Here is a 16,332-nt window from a genome sequence, read left to right as displayed (position 1 = left end):
ACTTTAAAGGGGTGATGCGCCAATTAAAGAAGGGTTAACAAGTATTTATTCGTATTTCACATCAAGCACACAGATTAAGCCAAAAGAGGAGAATATTATATTATGAAGAAAACAGTCTTATATTTAGTAGTAGCAGTAATGTTTTTATTAGCGGCATGCGGTAACAATTCTGATAAAGAACAATCAAAATCAGAAACTAAAGGTTCTAAAGATACAGTAAAAATTGAAAACAACTATAAAATGCGTGGCGAGAAAAAAGATGGTAGCGATGCTAAAAAAGTTAAAGAAACTGTTGAAGTACCAAAGAACCCTAAAAATGCAGTTGTATTAGATTATGGCGCATTAGATGTAATGAAAGAAATGGGCTTATCAGACAAAGTAAAAGCATTACCTAAAGGTGAAGGCGGCAAGTCATTACCGAATTTCTTAGAGTCATTTAAAGATGACAAGTATACAAATGTTGGTAACTTGAAAGAAGTTAATTTCGATAAAATTGCAGCAACAAAACCGGAAGTAATCTTTATCTCTGGCCGTACAGCAAATCAAAAGAATTTAGATGAATTTAAAAAAGCTGCACCAAAAGCAAAAATTGTTTACGTTGGTGCAGATGAAAAGAATTTAATTAGTTCAATGAAACAAAACACTGAAAATATTGGTAAAATTTACGATAAAGAAGATAAAGCTAAAGAATTAAATAAAGATTTAGATAACAAAATTGCTTCAATGAAAGATAAAACTAAGAAGTTCAACAAATCAGTTATGTATTTATTAGTTAATGAAGGTGAATTATCAACATTTAGACCTAAAGGTCGTTTCGGTGGATTAGTTTACGATACATTAGGTTTCAACGCGGTTGATAAAAACGTAAGCAATAGTAACCACGGACAAAATGTCTCTAACGAATACATTAATAAAGAAAATCCAGATGTTATTTTAGCAATGGATAGAGGACAGGCTGTAAGTGGTAAATCAACTGCGAAACAAGCATTAAATAATCCTGTATTAAAAAATGTTAAAGCAATTAAAGAAGACAAAGTTTATAATTTAGACCCTAAATTATGGTACTTTGCAGCTGGATCAACTACAACTACAATTAAACAAATTGATGAACTTGAAAAAGTTGTAAAATAATTTTAAAAGAGGGGAACAATGGTTAAAGGTCTTAATCATTGTTCCCCTCTTTGCTTTAAAAAAGGGAATCTGGGACGTCAATCAATGTCCTAGACTCTAAAATGTTCTGTTGTCAGTCGTTGGTTGAATGAACATATACTTGTAACAAGCTCATTTCAATACCTGTGGGCTCCAAACATAGAGAAATTGGATTTCCAATTTCTACAGACAATGTAAGTTGCCGGGCTCCAAACATAGAGAATATCAAAAAGAAATTCTACAGAAGTGGTGCTTTATCATGTCTATCCCACTCCCTATAATTTTTTGGCTATGTTGTTTAAATTTCGAAATAAATATGATAGTGATATTTGCAGCGATTGTTAAATCGAGATTGGCAATTAGGACAACGCTCAACCATCATATATTCATTGATTGTTAATTCATGTTTGCATACACCGCATAAGATTGCTTTTTCGTTAAATGAAGGCTCAGACCAACGCTTAATGGCGTGCTTTTCAAACTCATTATGGCACTTATAGCATGGATAGTATTTATTACAACATTTAAATTTAATTGCAATAATATCTTCTTCGGTAAAATAATGGCGACAGCGTGTTTCAGTATCGATTAATGAACCATAAACTTTAGGCATAGACAAAGCTCCTTAACTTACGATTCCTTTGGATGTTCACCAATAATGCGAACTTCACGATTTAATTCAATGCCAAATTTTTCTTTGACGGTCTTTTGTACATAATGAATAAGGTTTTCATAATCTGTAGCAGTTCCATTGTCTACATTTACCATAAAACCAGCGTGTTTAGTTGAGACTTCAACGCCGCCAATACGGTGACCTTGCAAATTAGAATCTTGTATCAATTTACCTGCAAAATGACCAGGCGGTCTCTGGAATACACTACCACATGAAGGGTACTCTAAAGGTTGTTTAGATTCTCTACGTTCTGTTAAATCATCCATTTTAGCTTGTATTTCAGTCATTTTACCAGGAGCTAAAGTAAATGCAGCTTCTAATACAACTAAGTGTTCTTTTTGAATAATGCTATTACGATAATCTAATTCTAATTCTTTTGTTGTAAGTTTAACTAACGAGCCTTGTTCGTTTACGCAAAGCGCATAGTCTATACAATCTTTAACTTCGCCACCATAAGCGCCAGCATTCATATACACAGCACCACCAATTGAACCTGGAATACCACATGCAAATTCAAGGCCAGTAAGTGCGTAATCACGAGCAACACGTGAGACATCAATAATTGCAGCGCCGCTACCGGCTATAATTGCATCATCAGATACTTCGATATGATCTAGTGATAATAAACTAATTACAATGCCACGAATACCACCTTCACGGATAATAATATTTGAGCCATTGCCTAAATATGTAACAGGAATCTCATTTTGATAGGCATATTTAACAACTGCTTGTACTTCTACATTTTTAGTAGGGGTAATATAAAAGTCGGCATTACCACCTGTCTTAGTATAAGTGTATCGTTTTAAAGGTTCATCAACTTTAATTTTTTCATTTGGGATAAGTTGTTGTAAAGCTTGATAGATGTCTTTATTTATCACTTCTCAGTACATCCTTTCTCATGTCTTTAATATCATATAGTATTATACCAATTTTAAAATTCATTTGCGAAAATTGAAAAGAAAGTATTAGAATTAGTATAAATATAAAATACGGCATTATTGTCGTTATAAGTATTTTTTACATAGTTTTTCAAAGTATTGTTGCTTTTGCATCTCATATTGTCTAATTGTTAAGCTATGTTGCAATATTTGATGCTTTTTAGTATTGAATTGTAAAGCGATCTCATCATTAGTCGATAAGAGACGATCAAGTGCAAGATAAGATTCAAATGTTTGGGTATTCATTTGAATGATATGTAGACGCACCTGTTGTTTTAGTTCATGAAAATTGTTAAACTTCGCCATCATAACCTTTTTATTATATTTATGATGCAAACGATAAAACCCTACATAATTTAAGCGTTTTTCATCTAAGGATGTAATATCATGCAAATTTTCTACACCTACTAAAATATCTAAAATTGGCTCTGTTGAATATTTAAAATGATTCGTACCGCCAATATGTTTTGTATATTTTACTGGGCTGTCTAAGAGGTTGAATAATAATGATTCAATTTCAGTGTATTGTGATTGAAAACAATTAGTTAAATCACTATTAATGAATGGTTGAACATTTGAATACATGATAAACTCCTTTGATATTGAAAATTAATTTAATCACGATAAAGTCTGGAATACTATAACATAATTCATTTTCATAATAAACATGTTTTTGTATAATGAATCTGTTAAGGAGTGCAATCATGAAAAAAATTGTTATTATCGCTGTTTTAGCGATTTTATTTGTAGTAATAAGTGCTTGTGGTAATAAAGAAAAAGAGGCACAACATCAATTTACTAAGCAATTTAAAGATGTTGAGCAAAAACAAAAAGAATTACAACATGTCATGGATAATATACATTTGAAAGAAATTGATCATCTAAGTAAAACTGATACAACTGATAAAAATAGTAAAGAATTTAAGGCACTACAAGAAGATGTTAAAAACCATCTCATACCTAAATTTGAAGCATATTATAAGTCAGCAAAAAATTTGCCTGATGATACAATGAAAGTTAAGAAATTAAAAAAAGAATATATGACGCTTGCAAATGAGAAGAAGGATGCGATATATCAATTAAAAAAATTCATAGGTTTATGTAATCAATCTATCAAGTATAACGAAGACATTTTAGATTATACGAAACAATTTGAAAAAAATAGATACAAAGTTGAATCAGAAATTAAATTAGCTGATAATAAAAGTGAAGCAACTAATCTTACGACAAAATTAGAACATAATAATAAAGCGTTAAGAGATACTGCGAAAAAGAACCTAGATGATAGTAAAGAAAATGAAGTAAAAGGCGCGATTAAAAATCACATTATGCCAATGATTGAAAAACAAATTACCGATATTAACCAAACTAATATTAGTGATAAGCATGTTAATAATGCAAGGAAAAACGCAATAGAAATGTATTACAGTCTGCAGAACTATTATAATACACGTATTGAAACAATAAAGGTTAGTGAGAAGTTATCAAAAGTCGATGTAGATAAGTTGCCGAAAAAGGGTATAGATATAACTCACGGCGATAAAGCCTTTGAAAAAAAGCTTGAAAAATTAGAAGAAAAATAACTATAATCATTTTTCAAAGTTAAAAATTTTGAATTTATGGTTAACATGTCAACTTACTATGTGTATAATGGTAAACATTGATATTAACTATATGTATAAAAATGTCACGCAGATGCTATTTAAATGTGATAAATATTTTTAGAGGTGAATAGAGTGGCTATAAAGCTAAGTTCAATTGACCAATTTGAACAGGTTATTGAGGAAAATAAATATGTTTTTGTATTAAAACATAGTGAAACTTGTCCAATATCGGCAAATGCGTACGATCAATTTAATAAATTTTTATATGAACGCGATATGGACGGTTATTATTTGATTGTCCAACAAGAACGCGATTTGTCAGATTATATTGCTAAAAAAACGAACGTTAAACATGAATCACCTCAAGCATTTTATTTTGTAAATGGTGAAATGGTTTGGAATCGAGACCACGGTGATATTAATGTGTCGTCATTAGCACAAGCAGAAGAATAATGAAACTATAGGGTTGGAACATTTTGCCTTACACTACTAGACGTGAATAGCACAACTTAAATTCGTGTGAATCAGAGTAGTTTGGCTATAATGATGTTCTGACCTTTTATTTTATGTAACCTTTAGAAGCAGTTAAGTTAGTACTTTTTTACAAACATATGTATAATGTATTCGAGTATTTTTATTGAAAATATTTTGGAAAACGACGAATCCAATAAGAAAATTTTAACATGATTTGTAAGTTAGTTTAATAGGAAATACATGCTAAACCATAAGAAGTATACTGTTATTTGCTGGAATAATTAATAATCATGTCATGTTAAATGTTCGCATATAATCACGAGATAAAATCTAAAATTTAAGATTAATCTTTTATGAATAAAAAACGTATCACAACAAATAATAAAGTAAGGTGGTCAAGGTTATGAAAGTATTAGTAGCCATGGATGAGTTTCATGGAATTATTTCGAGTTATCAAGCTAATAGATATGTTGAAGAGGCAGTTGCAAGCCAAATTGAAACTGCAGATGTAGTTCAAGTACCATTGTTTAATGGAAGACATGAATTATTAGATTCTGTATTTTTATGGCAATCTGGGCAAAAGTATCGTATACCAGTACATGATGCAGATATGAATGAAGTTGAAGGTGTTTACGGACAAACTGATACAGGGATGACCGTTATCGAGGGGAATTTATTTTTAAAAGGTAAAAAACCAATTGTTGAACGAACAAGTTATGGTTTAGGAGAAATGATTAAACATGCATTAGATAACGACGCAAAACATGTTGTAATTTCATTAGGTGGGATTGATAGTTTTGATGCTGGTGCAGGTATGTTACAAGCATTAGGTGCTCAATTCTATGATGACGAAGGGCGTGTCGTAGATATGAGACAAGGTGCTGGTGTAATTAAATATATTCGTCGTATGGATATGTCGAACTTACACCCTAAAATGGAAACAGCAAGAATTCAAGTAATGTCGGATTTTTCAAGTCGATTATATGGTAAGCAAAGTGAAATCATGCAAACTTATGATGCGCATCAGTTGAACCATAATCAAGCAGCAGAAATCGATAATTTAATTTGGTATTTTAGTGAGTTATTTAAAAGTGAATTGAAAATTGCAATTGGTCCAGTTGAACGTGGTGGTGCTGGTGGTGGAATTGCAGCAGTCTTGAATGGACTGTATCAAGCTGAAATATTAACCAGTCATGCATTAGTAGACCAACTAACACATTTAGAAAATTTAGTTGAACAAGCGGATTTAATTATTTTTGGAGAAGGATTAAATGAAAATGATCAGTTGCTAGAAACGACAACATTGCGTATTGCAGAACTTTGTCATAAACATCAAAAGGTTGCCATTGCAATTTGTGCAACTGCTGAAAAGTTTGATTTATTTGAATCACAAGGGGTTACAGCAATGTTTAATACATTTATCGATATGCCGGAAAGTTATACCGACTTTAAAATGGGATTACAAATTAGGCATTATACTGTTCAGTCTTTAAAACTGTTGAAAACACATTTTAATGTTGAGGTTTAGTAAAGAAGGACTAAATTGGTGATGCTGTCATGATGGTTAATAACATTTATGATGGTTAGCAAAACGAATTAGAAGATCGAAAGTATACGTAAAAAATATGAAAAATCACGCTATCATTGCACTGAATGTTAGCGTGATTTTTTATATTAATTAAGCCTGAGTTGAACTAGTATATAATCGTTTGTTTTTAGTTATTTTCAGCGATATCTTCTACAATTCCAATGATTACTTGTACTGCTTTTTCCATGACATCAATGGATGCATATTCATATGGGCCGTGGAAGTTACCGCAACCTGTAAAGATGTTTGGAGTTGGTAATCCCATAAATGACAATTGTGAACCATCTGTACCACCACGAATAGGTTCAGTGTTTGCTGGAATATCTAATTTAGCAAAGACACGTTTAGGTATATCAATAATATGAGGCAATGGTAATATTTTTTCTGCCATATTGAAATATTGATCCGATATATCAACTTTAACTGGATAATTTTCAAAATGGGCATTGATATCGTCACGTATTTCTAAAATACGTTTCTTACGCAATTCGAATTGTTTTTTATCATGATCACGAATAATGTATTGCAAAGTTGCTTTTTCAACAGTTCCTTCAAAGTTCATTAAGTGGTAAAAGCCTTCATATCCTTCTGTTCGCTCCGGAACTTCACTATCAGGTAGCAAACTATCGAATTGTTCACCTAAACGTATTGCGTTTACCATTGCATTTTTAGCTGAACCAGGATGAACATTCACACCGTGGCATGTAATAACCGCTTCAGCAGCGTTAAAGCTTTCATATTGTAATTCTCCATATTGACTACCATCCATAGTATAAGCAAAATCAGCATTGAAGCGGTCAACATCAAATTTATGTGGACCACGACCGATTTCTTCGTCTGGTGTAAATCCAATGCGAATGGTACCATGTTTAATTTCTGGATGTTCTTGTAAATAACAAATAGCTTCCATAATTTCCACAATACCCGCTTTATCGTCTGCACCTAGTAACGATGTACCATCAGTTACCATTAATGTATGACCAACTAAACTGTTAAGTTCTGGAAATACTTTAGGATCTAAGACACGTTTAGTATTGCCTAGTTTGTATGGCTTGCCATCATAGTTTTCAATAATTTGCGGTTTAACATTTGAAGCATTGAAATCAGGTGATGTATCAACATGAGCCAAAAAACCAACAGTTGGGACGTCGGCATCGATGTTACTTTCTAATGTAGCAAATAAGTAGCCATTTTCATCTAAATCAGTTGGCAATCCTAATTGTTGTAATTCTTTTTCTAATAAATGTAACAAATCCCATTGCTTTTCAGTTGAAGGTGTTGTTGTAGATTTTGGATCAGATTGCGTATCAATTGTCGTATATCTTGTTAATCTATCTATCAATTGGTTCTTCATTATATTCGACCCCTTAAACTCTATTATTCATGTTGTAAGATTTTTTATATGTCTTACCTTTGATTTTACCATACAGTTGTTTGATACGTGTGTACAGGTAATATAGAATTTCAGAAACTAATATACCGAAAGCAATCGCACCTGAAATCAGTGTAACTTCTAAAAATGTATTTACAGCACTTGTATAATCATTCGATACTAAAAAACGAGTCGCTTGATAAGCTGCACCACCAGGTACTAATGGTATAATGCCTGGCACTATGAATATAATTACCGGTCGTTTATAACTGCGACTCATAGTATGACTCATTAAGCCTAAAATTAAGCTTCCCAAAAATGAAGCGCCAACTTTTCCAAACTCTAAATCTACCGTTAATTGGTAAATCGTCCATGCAATGGCACCTACAAATCCACATGCTACTAAGAGACGTTTGGGTGCATTGAAAATGATAGAGAAAAGTACTGTTGATATAAAGCTGATTGTAAAATGAAATAAATAAAATAGCATGCTTTAACAGTCCTTCCTTAAATGATTAATAAAACGATTGCGACACCAGCACCGATTGCGAATGCTGTTAATGCAGCTTCAACACCACGAGACATACCTGCAAGTAATTCACCCGCTAATAAATCTCGAATGGCATTGGTAATTAATATACCAGGGACAAGTGGCATGACACTGGCTATAGTAATGATATCTTGATTGGTTGCAATACCTAATTTAGTAAATGTGGCTGCAATGGATATGACCACAGCGGCTGCAACAAACTCTGAGAAAAATTTAATTTGTATATAGCGTTGCACAAAGCTGAATGTTAAAAATGCGGATCCACCAGCAATGACTGCAATCCAACAATCTGATGCGACACCACCAAACATGAACAGGAAGAAGCCACATGCAATGGCAGCTGCAAAGAAATTCGTTAAAAAAGAATATTGTAATGATGCATGCTGTAAATGAATAAATTCAGATTTAGCTTCATCAATTGTGAGTTCTTTATTTGATATTTTACGTGAAAGACTATTCGTTAAAGCGATTTTCTCTAAATCTGTTGTACGCTCTTGTACACGAATTAATCTTGTACTTGTACGATCATTTAATGAAAAAATAATTGCAGTTGAACTGACAAAACTATATGTATTATGAAGACCATAACTATGTGCGATACGGTTCATTGTATCTTCAACTCGATATGTTTCAGCACCTGATTCAAGTAAAATTCTACCTGCAATTAATACAACATCAATCACTTTGTTTTCATCTATAATTGTGATTGAATCTGGCATATCAATTCACCTCCAATGATATGTGTTATTTATTTGAACAATTGAAGTTTACAACTTGTTGTTGCAACTTTCAATAGTGAGACTTTGTGTTAGTATGATGAACTTGTATGGTTCAAATTTAAATAAGAAAAACTGTTAATCTTTGCTATTATACTATGATTTAATAATAGCAAAGGATTAACAGTTTTGTCGTTGTTATAGATTGATGATAGGGTTAAACATTACTTTATTTCGGCCTTGATTTTTGGCTACATGCACCATATCGTCTGCATCTTTAAACACTTTACGCTGTGATTTTGGATCGTCATCTGTTAAATAACCAACACCGATAGACACTGACAATTTAATAACTTCTTTGTTTGGTAAATGGAATGATGATTTTTCAACACCCGAACGAATATTTTCAGCTAATTTAACACTTTGATCAAGTGAATAGTTGTGAATGACAACTGAGAACTCTTCGCCACCATTTCTAAAAATTTTAAATTGATTCGGCACATAGTTTTTAAGTAATTGAGACATTTGTTTTAATACAGCATCACCTGATTTGTGTGAGTAGGTATCATTGACATCTTTAAATCCATCGATATCGATTAATAATAATGCGATACTTTGATGTTCTTTTTCAGCTTTTCGTGAAATTTCATTTAAATGTCTATCAAATTCTTTTACATTACCTAAGCCTGTTAAGTAATCATATTTATCTTCGTTTTCATAACGATTTACGAGTGAGAAGAAATGCCAAATATCGACAAATGTTATCGCTGAAGCTAAAGTGATAATTAATGAAATTGGTATTAAAATGATAACTTCCGATAGTGTGTAAATAGGACTCACTAATGCGACACCAAATAAAATGATTATTGTAACAACATTAAGTATTAACAATGATAGCACATCATTTTGTTTTAAAAATGGTCCAATAGCACTTGTTACTGCGGCAATAACAATCAACGTAACACCGTACATAATCGAGTTGTTAAATACTACAATTTCAACAATTGCTACAATTACTGTGGCAGATAATGTATAGACCATATTTGTAAATCTACCTAAAAACAATAAAGGAACGAATGTTAAGTGAATTAAATAATCTTCACGATAAGGGATAGGGTAGACAGATAATAATAATGATACGATTGTCATTAATACAGTGACATATGCCTTAGAAAAAACCATACGTTTGTTTTCTGAATACTGTAAGCGATGGAATAAATAGATTCCAGCGACTATAACAGATATATTGTATATAAATGCTTCGAACATGTCTGAATCGACTCCTTTAATTGACCACTAGCTATTGTAAGTGAAAACTTACAATTTGTCATTAGTTTACATATAAAATTAATGTATGATATAGACTTTGATGTTAAAATGTTGCCTTAAATGATATGATGAAAAAATGAATAATAGGCGATATATAAGAAATGAATCGTATAGTTGTAAATATGATATCATTGATTGAGCGAATTAATTTATAATAAAGCTATAAGATATACGTAGAAAATAGATATATCATTCTATAAAGACAATATTAAATAAATATAACGTTAAAAACAATTAATATCGATGAAGGTGAATAAATGGTTACATTATTACTAGTTGCAGTAACAATGATTGTCAGTTTGACGATAACACCAATTGTTATTGCAATATCGAAAAGATTAAATTTAGTTGATAAACCAAATTTTAGAAAAGTACACACTAAACCTATTTCAGTTATGGGTGGTACGGTGATTCTCTTTTCATTTTTAATAGGTATTTGGATTGGTCATCCTATTGAAACAGAAATCAAACCACTTATTATTGGTGCGATTATTATGTACGTACTTGGGCTTGTAGATGATATCTACGATTTGAAACCGTATATAAAATTGGCTGGTCAAATTGCTGCTGCCTTAGTAGTTGCTTTTTATGGTGTGACTATTGATTTTATTTCGTTGCCAATGGGTACAACTATTCATTTTGGATTTCTTAGTATTCCAATTACTGTGATTTGGATTGTTGCTATTACAAATGCAATTAACTTAATTGATGGACTCGATGGTTTGGCATCGGGTGTTTCTGCAATCGGACTCATTACAATAGGATTCATTGCAATTTTACAAGCTAATATTTTCATAACGATGATTTGTTGTGTTTTATTAGGCTCTTTAATTGGGTTTTTATTTTACAATTTCCATCCTGCCAAAATATTTTTAGGTGATAGTGGCGCTTTAATGATTGGATTTATCATCGGATTCCTTTCTTTACTCGGATTCAAAAATATTACAATTATTGCATTGTTCTTCCCAATTGTTATCTTAGCAGTTCCATTCATTGATACCTTGTTCGCAATGATTCGACGTGTGAAAAAAGGGCAGCATATAATGCAAGCTGATAAATCGCATTTGCATCATAAGTTATTAGCTTTAGGCTACACACATAGACAAACGGTATTATTAATCTATTCAATTTCTATTTTATTTAGTCTTTCGAGCATTATCTTGTATGTATCGCCACCATTAGGTGTTGTATTAATGTTTGTATTAATCATATTTAGTATTGAATTAATTGTTGAATTTACAGGATTAATAGATAACAACTACCGACCAATATTAAATTTAATTAGTCGTAAGTCATCTCATAAAGAGGAATAGATTTTAAAACGGTAAGTAATAAAATAAAAAATGATGTCTGTACTTTTATGTTGTTATAAAGAAGGCATACTCACAAAAAACACTAGCATGGAACGTGCTTTCCAAATTGCAAAGTAACAATACGCAATTAGAGTTAGCCATCCTAAGCTAGTGCTTTTTATTTTTATTCAGTTGGTATATCGAAAGGTAACTGCTTTGGAGTTTCTTCAGTCAAATCGAAATTTCCAGCAGTCATTTGATTTAAAAAATTAATAAACGCTTCATAGTCACTTTTAACGACATCGATATAGTAGCTTACCTTATCAGTGTAAGTTTGGTTTCTTAACATAAAATGAGTTGAGGCTAATTCATATTCAAATTTACCAGTTTGATCATAATTCAGTGTTACTATACATGGTACTGCTTCTCGTAGTTCGACACGTCCGATATCATAAATGACGTCTCTGACAGCACCGCTATAGGCGCGAATTAAACCGCCACCACCTAATTTAATACCACCAAAATATCTTGTTACTACGACACACGCATTATGAACATCGAGCTTTTTTAATATGTCTAACATTGGGACACCGGCAGTTCCTGTCGGTTCACCATCATCATTCGCTTTTTGAATATTCATTTCAGGTCCAATAGTATATGCAGAACAATTATGAGTGGCATCTTTATGTTCTTTTTTTATTGCAGCAATAAATGCTTTAGCTTCATCTTCATTTTGAACAGGTTTGATATGAGCAATGAATCTTGATTTACTAATCACATTTTCAATAATGTGTTCTTTTTTAACAGTAATGATATTTTGTGTCATAATAACTCCTTAATTCATAAGCTTAAGATTATTTAATCTTCATTATACACTGAAAATGATATGACTATAAATCGTTTGATTGCCATTTTCTTTTTAACTGAAATATTGTATCATTGCTATGAGTATATTTTAGGAGGACGACTATGAAAATTGCTGTGATGACCGATTCTACAAGTTATCTGTCGCAGGACTTAATCGATAAATATAATATTCAAATAGCGCCATTAAGTGTGACTTTTGATGATGGGAAGAACTTTACAGAAAGTAATGAAATAGCAATTGAAGAATTTTATAATAAAATGGCATCGTCTCAAACGATTCCAACAACAAGCCAACCAGCAATTGGCGAATGGATTACTAAATATGAAATGTTAAGAGATCAAGGTTACACAGATATCATTGTCATTTGCTTATCAAGTGGAATTAGTGGAAGTTATCAATCTAGTTATCAAGCAGGGGAAATGGTTGAAGGTGTTAATGTACATGCATTTGATAGTAAGCTTGCAGCAATGATTGAAGGATGTTATGTATTACGTGCTATTGAAATGGTTGAAGAAGGATACGAACCACAGCAAATTATTGATGATTTAACTAATATGCGTGAACACACAGGTGCATATTTAATTGTTGATGACTTAAAGAATTTACAAAAAAGTGGTCGAATTACTGGTGCTCAAGCATGGGTTGGAACATTATTGAAAATGAAGCCAGTTCTTAAGTTTGAAGATGGCAAGATTATACCAGAAGAAAAAGTTCGTACTAAAAAGCGTGCCATTCAAACATTAGAAAAGAAAGTATTAGATATTGTAAAAGACTTTGAAGAAGTAACTTTATTTGTCATAAATGGAGACCATTTCGAAGATGGACAAGCGTTATACAAAAAGTTACAAGATGATTGTCCTTCAGCTTATCAAGTAGCATACTCTGAGTTTGGTCCAGTTGTTGCAGCACATTTAGGTTCAGGTGGATTAGGTTTAGGCTATGTTGGCAGAAAAATAAGATTAACATAATTATAAAATTTTAATAAAAGAGTCTATATTGTAATTGGAAATTATCTCTCGTATACATGGCTTTAAATGTTCATCATTTGAATGTCAAAATGCTAAAGATATAAGAAAATCATTATAATATTAGACTCTTTTTTACGTTGAAATGAGGTTTTAAGCATTAAACATTACGGGAAATTAATTCATCCTCATACTTCACTTACTAATGAAAAAATTAATAAAGAAGTAACAGGTGTCATCAAACAAAAGTCAAACTATTATTGTGTTCAATGTGAAAGTACAAATCCAAAGCATTTTTATCAGTATGATTCCTCAGTACATTCCAAGAAAATTGTATATTGCAGAAATTGTATATCACTGGGTCGAATGGATAATGTAACAAGATATAAAATAACAGAAAGTTCGCAAAGTTCATCACAAGCATATTATCATCTCTCATTTGAATTATCGGAACAACAGTCTTATGCCTCAGAACATATTGTTCGAGCCATTAGAATGAGACAAACGATTTTGTTATATGCAGTAACAGGTGCAGGTAAGACAGAAATGATGTTTCAAGGCATTCAATATGCAAGACGACAGGGAGATAATATAGCTATTGTGTCACCACGTGTAGATGTTGTTGTAGAAATTAGTAAACGTATTAAAGACGCATTTCTTAATGAAGATATAGACATACTACACCAGCAATCAAGTCAACAATTTGAAGGGCATTTTGTTGTATGCACAGTGCATCAACTTTACCGATTCAAACAGCACTTTGATACTATTTTTATTGATGAAGTCGACGCCTTTCCTTTATCAATGGATAAAAGTTTACAACAAGCATTGAAGTCATCTTCTAAAGTTGAACATGCAACGATTTATATGACAGCAACACCACCGAAACAACTTCTGTCAGAGATTCCCCTCGAAAATATAATTAAATTGCCAGCTCGCTTTCATAAAAAATCACTTCCAGTTCCTAAATATCGCTATTTCAAACTTAACAATAATAAGATTCAGAAAATGTTATATCGAATTTTACAAGATCAAATTAATAATCAACGTTATACACTGGTGTTTTTTAACAATATAGAAACAATGATTAAAACATTTTCGATTTATAAGCAGAAAATTACTAAATTAACATATGTCCATAGCGAGGATGTTTTTCGCTTTGAAAAAGTTGAACAATTAAGGAATGGACAATACGATGTCATTTTTACTACGACAATATTAGAACGTGGATTTACAATGGCAAATTTAGATGTTGTTGTTATCGATGCACATCAATATACTCAAGAGGCTTTAATACAAATTGCTGGACGTGTTGGACGAAAATTAGAATGTCCTACTGGAAAAGTATTGTTTTTTCATGAAGGTGTAAGTATGAATATGATTCAAGCTAAAAAAGAGATTCAAAAGATGAACAAATTAGCATTAAAAAGAGGTTGGATTGATGAATAATTGTTTGAGTTGTGGTGCTAAGTTATATGAAAATATAACCATTTATAATTTGTTCAAGAAACCTAATAGATTATGTGACAGATGCAAAGAGAATTGGGACAATATTAAACTTGATATTAAAGCAAGGCGATGTTCAAGGTGCTTAAAATACTTAGATCAAAATGAAGCGTATTGTTTAGACTGCAAGTTTCTATCGGCACACTTTAATTTAATGGAACAATTATATTGTCAATTTCAATATGACGGTTTAATGAAAGAGATGATACATCAGTATAAATTTTCGAAAGACTATTATTTATGTGAATTATTGGCACATTTGATTGAAATACCACAAACATCTTATGACTATATTGTGCCAATTCCTTCTTCGCCGGCACATGATTTATCTAGAACATTTAACCCGGTAGAAGCAGTACTAAAAGCAAAAGGGATTCGCTTTGATAAGATTTTAAAGATGTCAAATAGACCAAAACAGTCTCATTTAACTAAGAAAGAGCGTCTGGCAGATGAAAATCCATTTATTATTGATACGGAATTAGATTTAAATGGTAAGGAAATATTACTCGTTGACGATATTTATACAACTGGATTAACAATTCATCGTGCAGGGTGTAAATTATATGCTAAAAATATCAGAAAATTCAAAGTGTTTGCGTTTGCACGATAGCGTAAAAATGTTAAAATATAATAAAGAGTTACCAATAAAGAGGTTTAAGGAGAGATTACTATGATTAGATTTGAAATTCATGGAGATAACCTCACTATCACAGATGCTATTCGCAACTATATTGAGGAAAAAATTGGTAAGTTGGAACGTTATTTTAATGACGTACCAAATGCAGTGGCGCATGTTAAAGTTAAAACTTATTCAAATTCAGCTACTAAAATTGAAGTAACAATTCCATTGAAAAATGTTACGTTAAGAGCTGAAGAGCGAAACGATGATTTATACGCAGGTATTGATTTAATTAATAATAAACTTGAAAGACAAGTTCGAAAATATAAAACACGTATTAATCGTAAGAGCCGTGATCGAGGAGATCAAGAAGTGTTTGTTGCCGAATTACAAGAAATGCAAGAAACACAAGTTGATAATGACGCTTACGATGATAACGAGATAGAAATTATTCGTTCAAAAGAATTCAGCTTAAAACCAATGGATTCAGAAGAAGCGGTATTACAAATGAATCTATTAGGTCATGACTTCTTTGTATTCACAGACAGAGAAACTGATGGAACAAGTATCGTTTACCGCCGTAAAGACGGTAAATATGGCTTGATTCAAACTAGTGAACAATAAATTAAGTTTAAAGCACTTGTGTTTTTGCACAAGTGCTTTTTTATACTCTAAAAGCAATTTCT

Annotated in this window: 17 protein-coding genes; 9 read left to right on the top strand and 8 right to left on the bottom strand. The window is 31.7% G+C overall.

The genetic code is table 11. The annotated features are described in order from the left end of the window. Positions 1 to 102 precede the first annotated feature (102 nt). The gene (locus NST10_RS06195; protein ID WP_339211901.1) at positions 103 to 1,131 is read left to right on the top strand and encodes a siderophore ABC transporter substrate-binding protein; all 1,029 of its coding nucleotides are present in this window, start codon (positions 103 to 105) and stop codon (positions 1,129 to 1,131) included. Positions 1,132 to 1,447: 316 nt separating this feature from the next. Here NST10_RS06195 and NST10_RS06190 read toward each other — a convergent pair whose 3' ends face one another. The 3 genes from NST10_RS06190 to NST10_RS06180 all read right to left on the bottom strand — a co-directional run bounded on the left by NST10_RS06190 (position 1,448) and on the right by NST10_RS06180 (position 3,348). Then, entirely contained in the window at positions 1,448 to 1,762 is a 315-nt protein-coding gene (locus NST10_RS06190; RefSeq protein ID WP_001127269.1) for a CHY zinc finger protein, read from the bottom strand. Between the two features lie 17 nt (positions 1,763 to 1,779). Further along, positions 1,780 to 2,703 carry a UDP-N-acetylmuramate dehydrogenase gene (gene murB, locus NST10_RS06185; RefSeq protein ID WP_000608444.1) on the bottom strand — a complete coding sequence of 308 codons (924 nt, stop codon included), beginning with the start codon at positions 2,701 to 2,703 and terminating at the stop codon, positions 1,780 to 1,782. Between the two features lie 126 nt (positions 2,704 to 2,829). Continuing rightward, complete coding sequence (locus NST10_RS06180; RefSeq protein WP_000287208.1) at positions 2,830 to 3,348, bottom strand: GrpB family protein; 519 nt, start codon at positions 3,346 to 3,348, stop codon at positions 2,830 to 2,832. A gap of 119 nt (positions 3,349 to 3,467) precedes the next feature. Between NST10_RS06180 and NST10_RS06175 the strand changes: the two genes are divergently transcribed. The 3 genes from NST10_RS06175 to NST10_RS06165 all read left to right on the top strand — a co-directional run bounded on the left by NST10_RS06175 (position 3,468) and on the right by NST10_RS06165 (position 6,369). Then, positions 3,468 to 4,346, top strand: a complete 879-nt coding sequence (locus NST10_RS06175) for an EMYY motif lipoprotein (protein ID WP_000724887.1) — start codon at positions 3,468 to 3,470, stop codon at positions 4,344 to 4,346. 153 nt (positions 4,347 to 4,499) lie between these two features. Next, positions 4,500 to 4,820, top strand: coding sequence for a bacillithiol system redox-active protein YtxJ (gene ytxJ, locus NST10_RS06170; protein WP_000985617.1), 321 nt, complete (start codon positions 4,500 to 4,502; stop codon positions 4,818 to 4,820). A gap of 424 nt (positions 4,821 to 5,244) precedes the next feature. Further along, complete coding sequence (locus NST10_RS06165; RefSeq protein WP_000866741.1) at positions 5,245 to 6,369, top strand: glycerate kinase; 1,125 nt, start codon at positions 5,245 to 5,247, stop codon at positions 6,367 to 6,369. A gap of 187 nt (positions 6,370 to 6,556) precedes the next feature. Here the strand turns inward: NST10_RS06165 and pepT are convergent, their stop codons facing one another. The 4 genes from pepT to NST10_RS06145 form a co-directional block, all read right to left on the bottom strand. Continuing rightward, positions 6,557 to 7,783 (bottom strand): peptidase T, encoded by a 1,227-nt coding sequence (gene pepT / locus NST10_RS06160; protein ID WP_000795812.1) that lies wholly within the window; start codon positions 7,781 to 7,783, stop codon positions 6,557 to 6,559. Positions 7,784 to 7,796: 13 nt separating this feature from the next. Continuing rightward, complete coding sequence (locus NST10_RS06155; RefSeq protein ID WP_000899891.1) at positions 7,797 to 8,291, bottom strand: threonine/serine exporter family protein; 495 nt, start codon at positions 8,289 to 8,291, stop codon at positions 7,797 to 7,799. Between the two features lie 17 nt (positions 8,292 to 8,308). Further along, a complete protein-coding gene (locus NST10_RS06150; protein WP_001113406.1) occupies positions 8,309 to 9,070 on the bottom strand; it encodes a threonine/serine exporter ThrE family protein in 762 nt (253 codons plus the stop codon). 195 nt (positions 9,071 to 9,265) lie between these two features. Then, the gene (locus NST10_RS06145; protein ID WP_000460983.1) at positions 9,266 to 10,336 is read right to left on the bottom strand and encodes a GGDEF domain-containing protein; all 1,071 of its coding nucleotides are present in this window, start codon (positions 10,334 to 10,336) and stop codon (positions 9,266 to 9,268) included. Between the two features lie 317 nt (positions 10,337 to 10,653). Here NST10_RS06145 and NST10_RS06140 point away from each other — a divergent pair, with 317 nt between their 5' ends. Continuing rightward, on the top strand, positions 10,654 to 11,709 hold the full coding sequence (locus NST10_RS06140) for an MraY family glycosyltransferase (RefSeq protein WP_000258151.1): 1,056 nt from the start codon (positions 10,654 to 10,656) through the stop codon (positions 11,707 to 11,709). A gap of 163 nt (positions 11,710 to 11,872) precedes the next feature. On the opposite strand, the gene NST10_RS06135 is transcribed toward NST10_RS06140, so the two are convergent. Further along, positions 11,873 to 12,514: a YigZ family protein gene (locus NST10_RS06135; RefSeq protein WP_000192947.1), complete on the bottom strand. Its 642-nt coding sequence runs from the start codon at positions 12,512 to 12,514 to the stop codon at positions 11,873 to 11,875. A 143-nt stretch (positions 12,515 to 12,657) separates the two neighbouring features. Between NST10_RS06135 and fakB1 the strand changes: the two genes are divergently transcribed. The 4 genes from fakB1 to raiA all read left to right on the top strand — a co-directional run bounded on the left by fakB1 (position 12,658) and on the right by raiA (position 16,270). Beyond that, positions 12,658 to 13,524 carry a fatty acid kinase binding subunit FakB1 gene (gene fakB1, locus NST10_RS06130; protein WP_000686342.1) on the top strand — a complete coding sequence of 289 codons (867 nt, stop codon included), beginning with the start codon at positions 12,658 to 12,660 and terminating at the stop codon, positions 13,522 to 13,524. Between the two features lie 363 nt (positions 13,525 to 13,887). After that, positions 13,888 to 14,970 (top strand): DEAD/DEAH box helicase, encoded by a 1,083-nt coding sequence (locus NST10_RS06125; RefSeq protein WP_000370984.1) that lies wholly within the window; start codon positions 13,888 to 13,890, stop codon positions 14,968 to 14,970. Next, complete coding sequence (locus tag NST10_RS06120) at positions 14,963 to 15,637, top strand: ComF family protein (RefSeq protein ID WP_001057973.1); 675 nt, start codon at positions 14,963 to 14,965, stop codon at positions 15,635 to 15,637. Before NST10_RS06125 ends, NST10_RS06120 begins: the two co-directional genes overlap by 8 nt. 60 nt (positions 15,638 to 15,697) lie before the next feature. Beyond that, positions 15,698 to 16,270: a ribosome-associated translation inhibitor RaiA gene (gene raiA, locus NST10_RS06115; RefSeq protein WP_000617735.1), complete on the top strand. Its 573-nt coding sequence runs from the start codon at positions 15,698 to 15,700 to the stop codon at positions 16,268 to 16,270. Positions 16,271 to 16,332 lie beyond the last annotated feature (62 nt).

This window comes from Staphylococcus sp. FSL W8-0305, from assembly GCF_037966415.1.
Classification (GTDB): domain Bacteria; phylum Bacillota; class Bacilli; order Staphylococcales; family Staphylococcaceae; genus Staphylococcus; species Staphylococcus aureus.
Note: the sequence above shows the minus strand (reverse complement) of the source record. Positions and strands in the feature narration are given on the sequence as shown.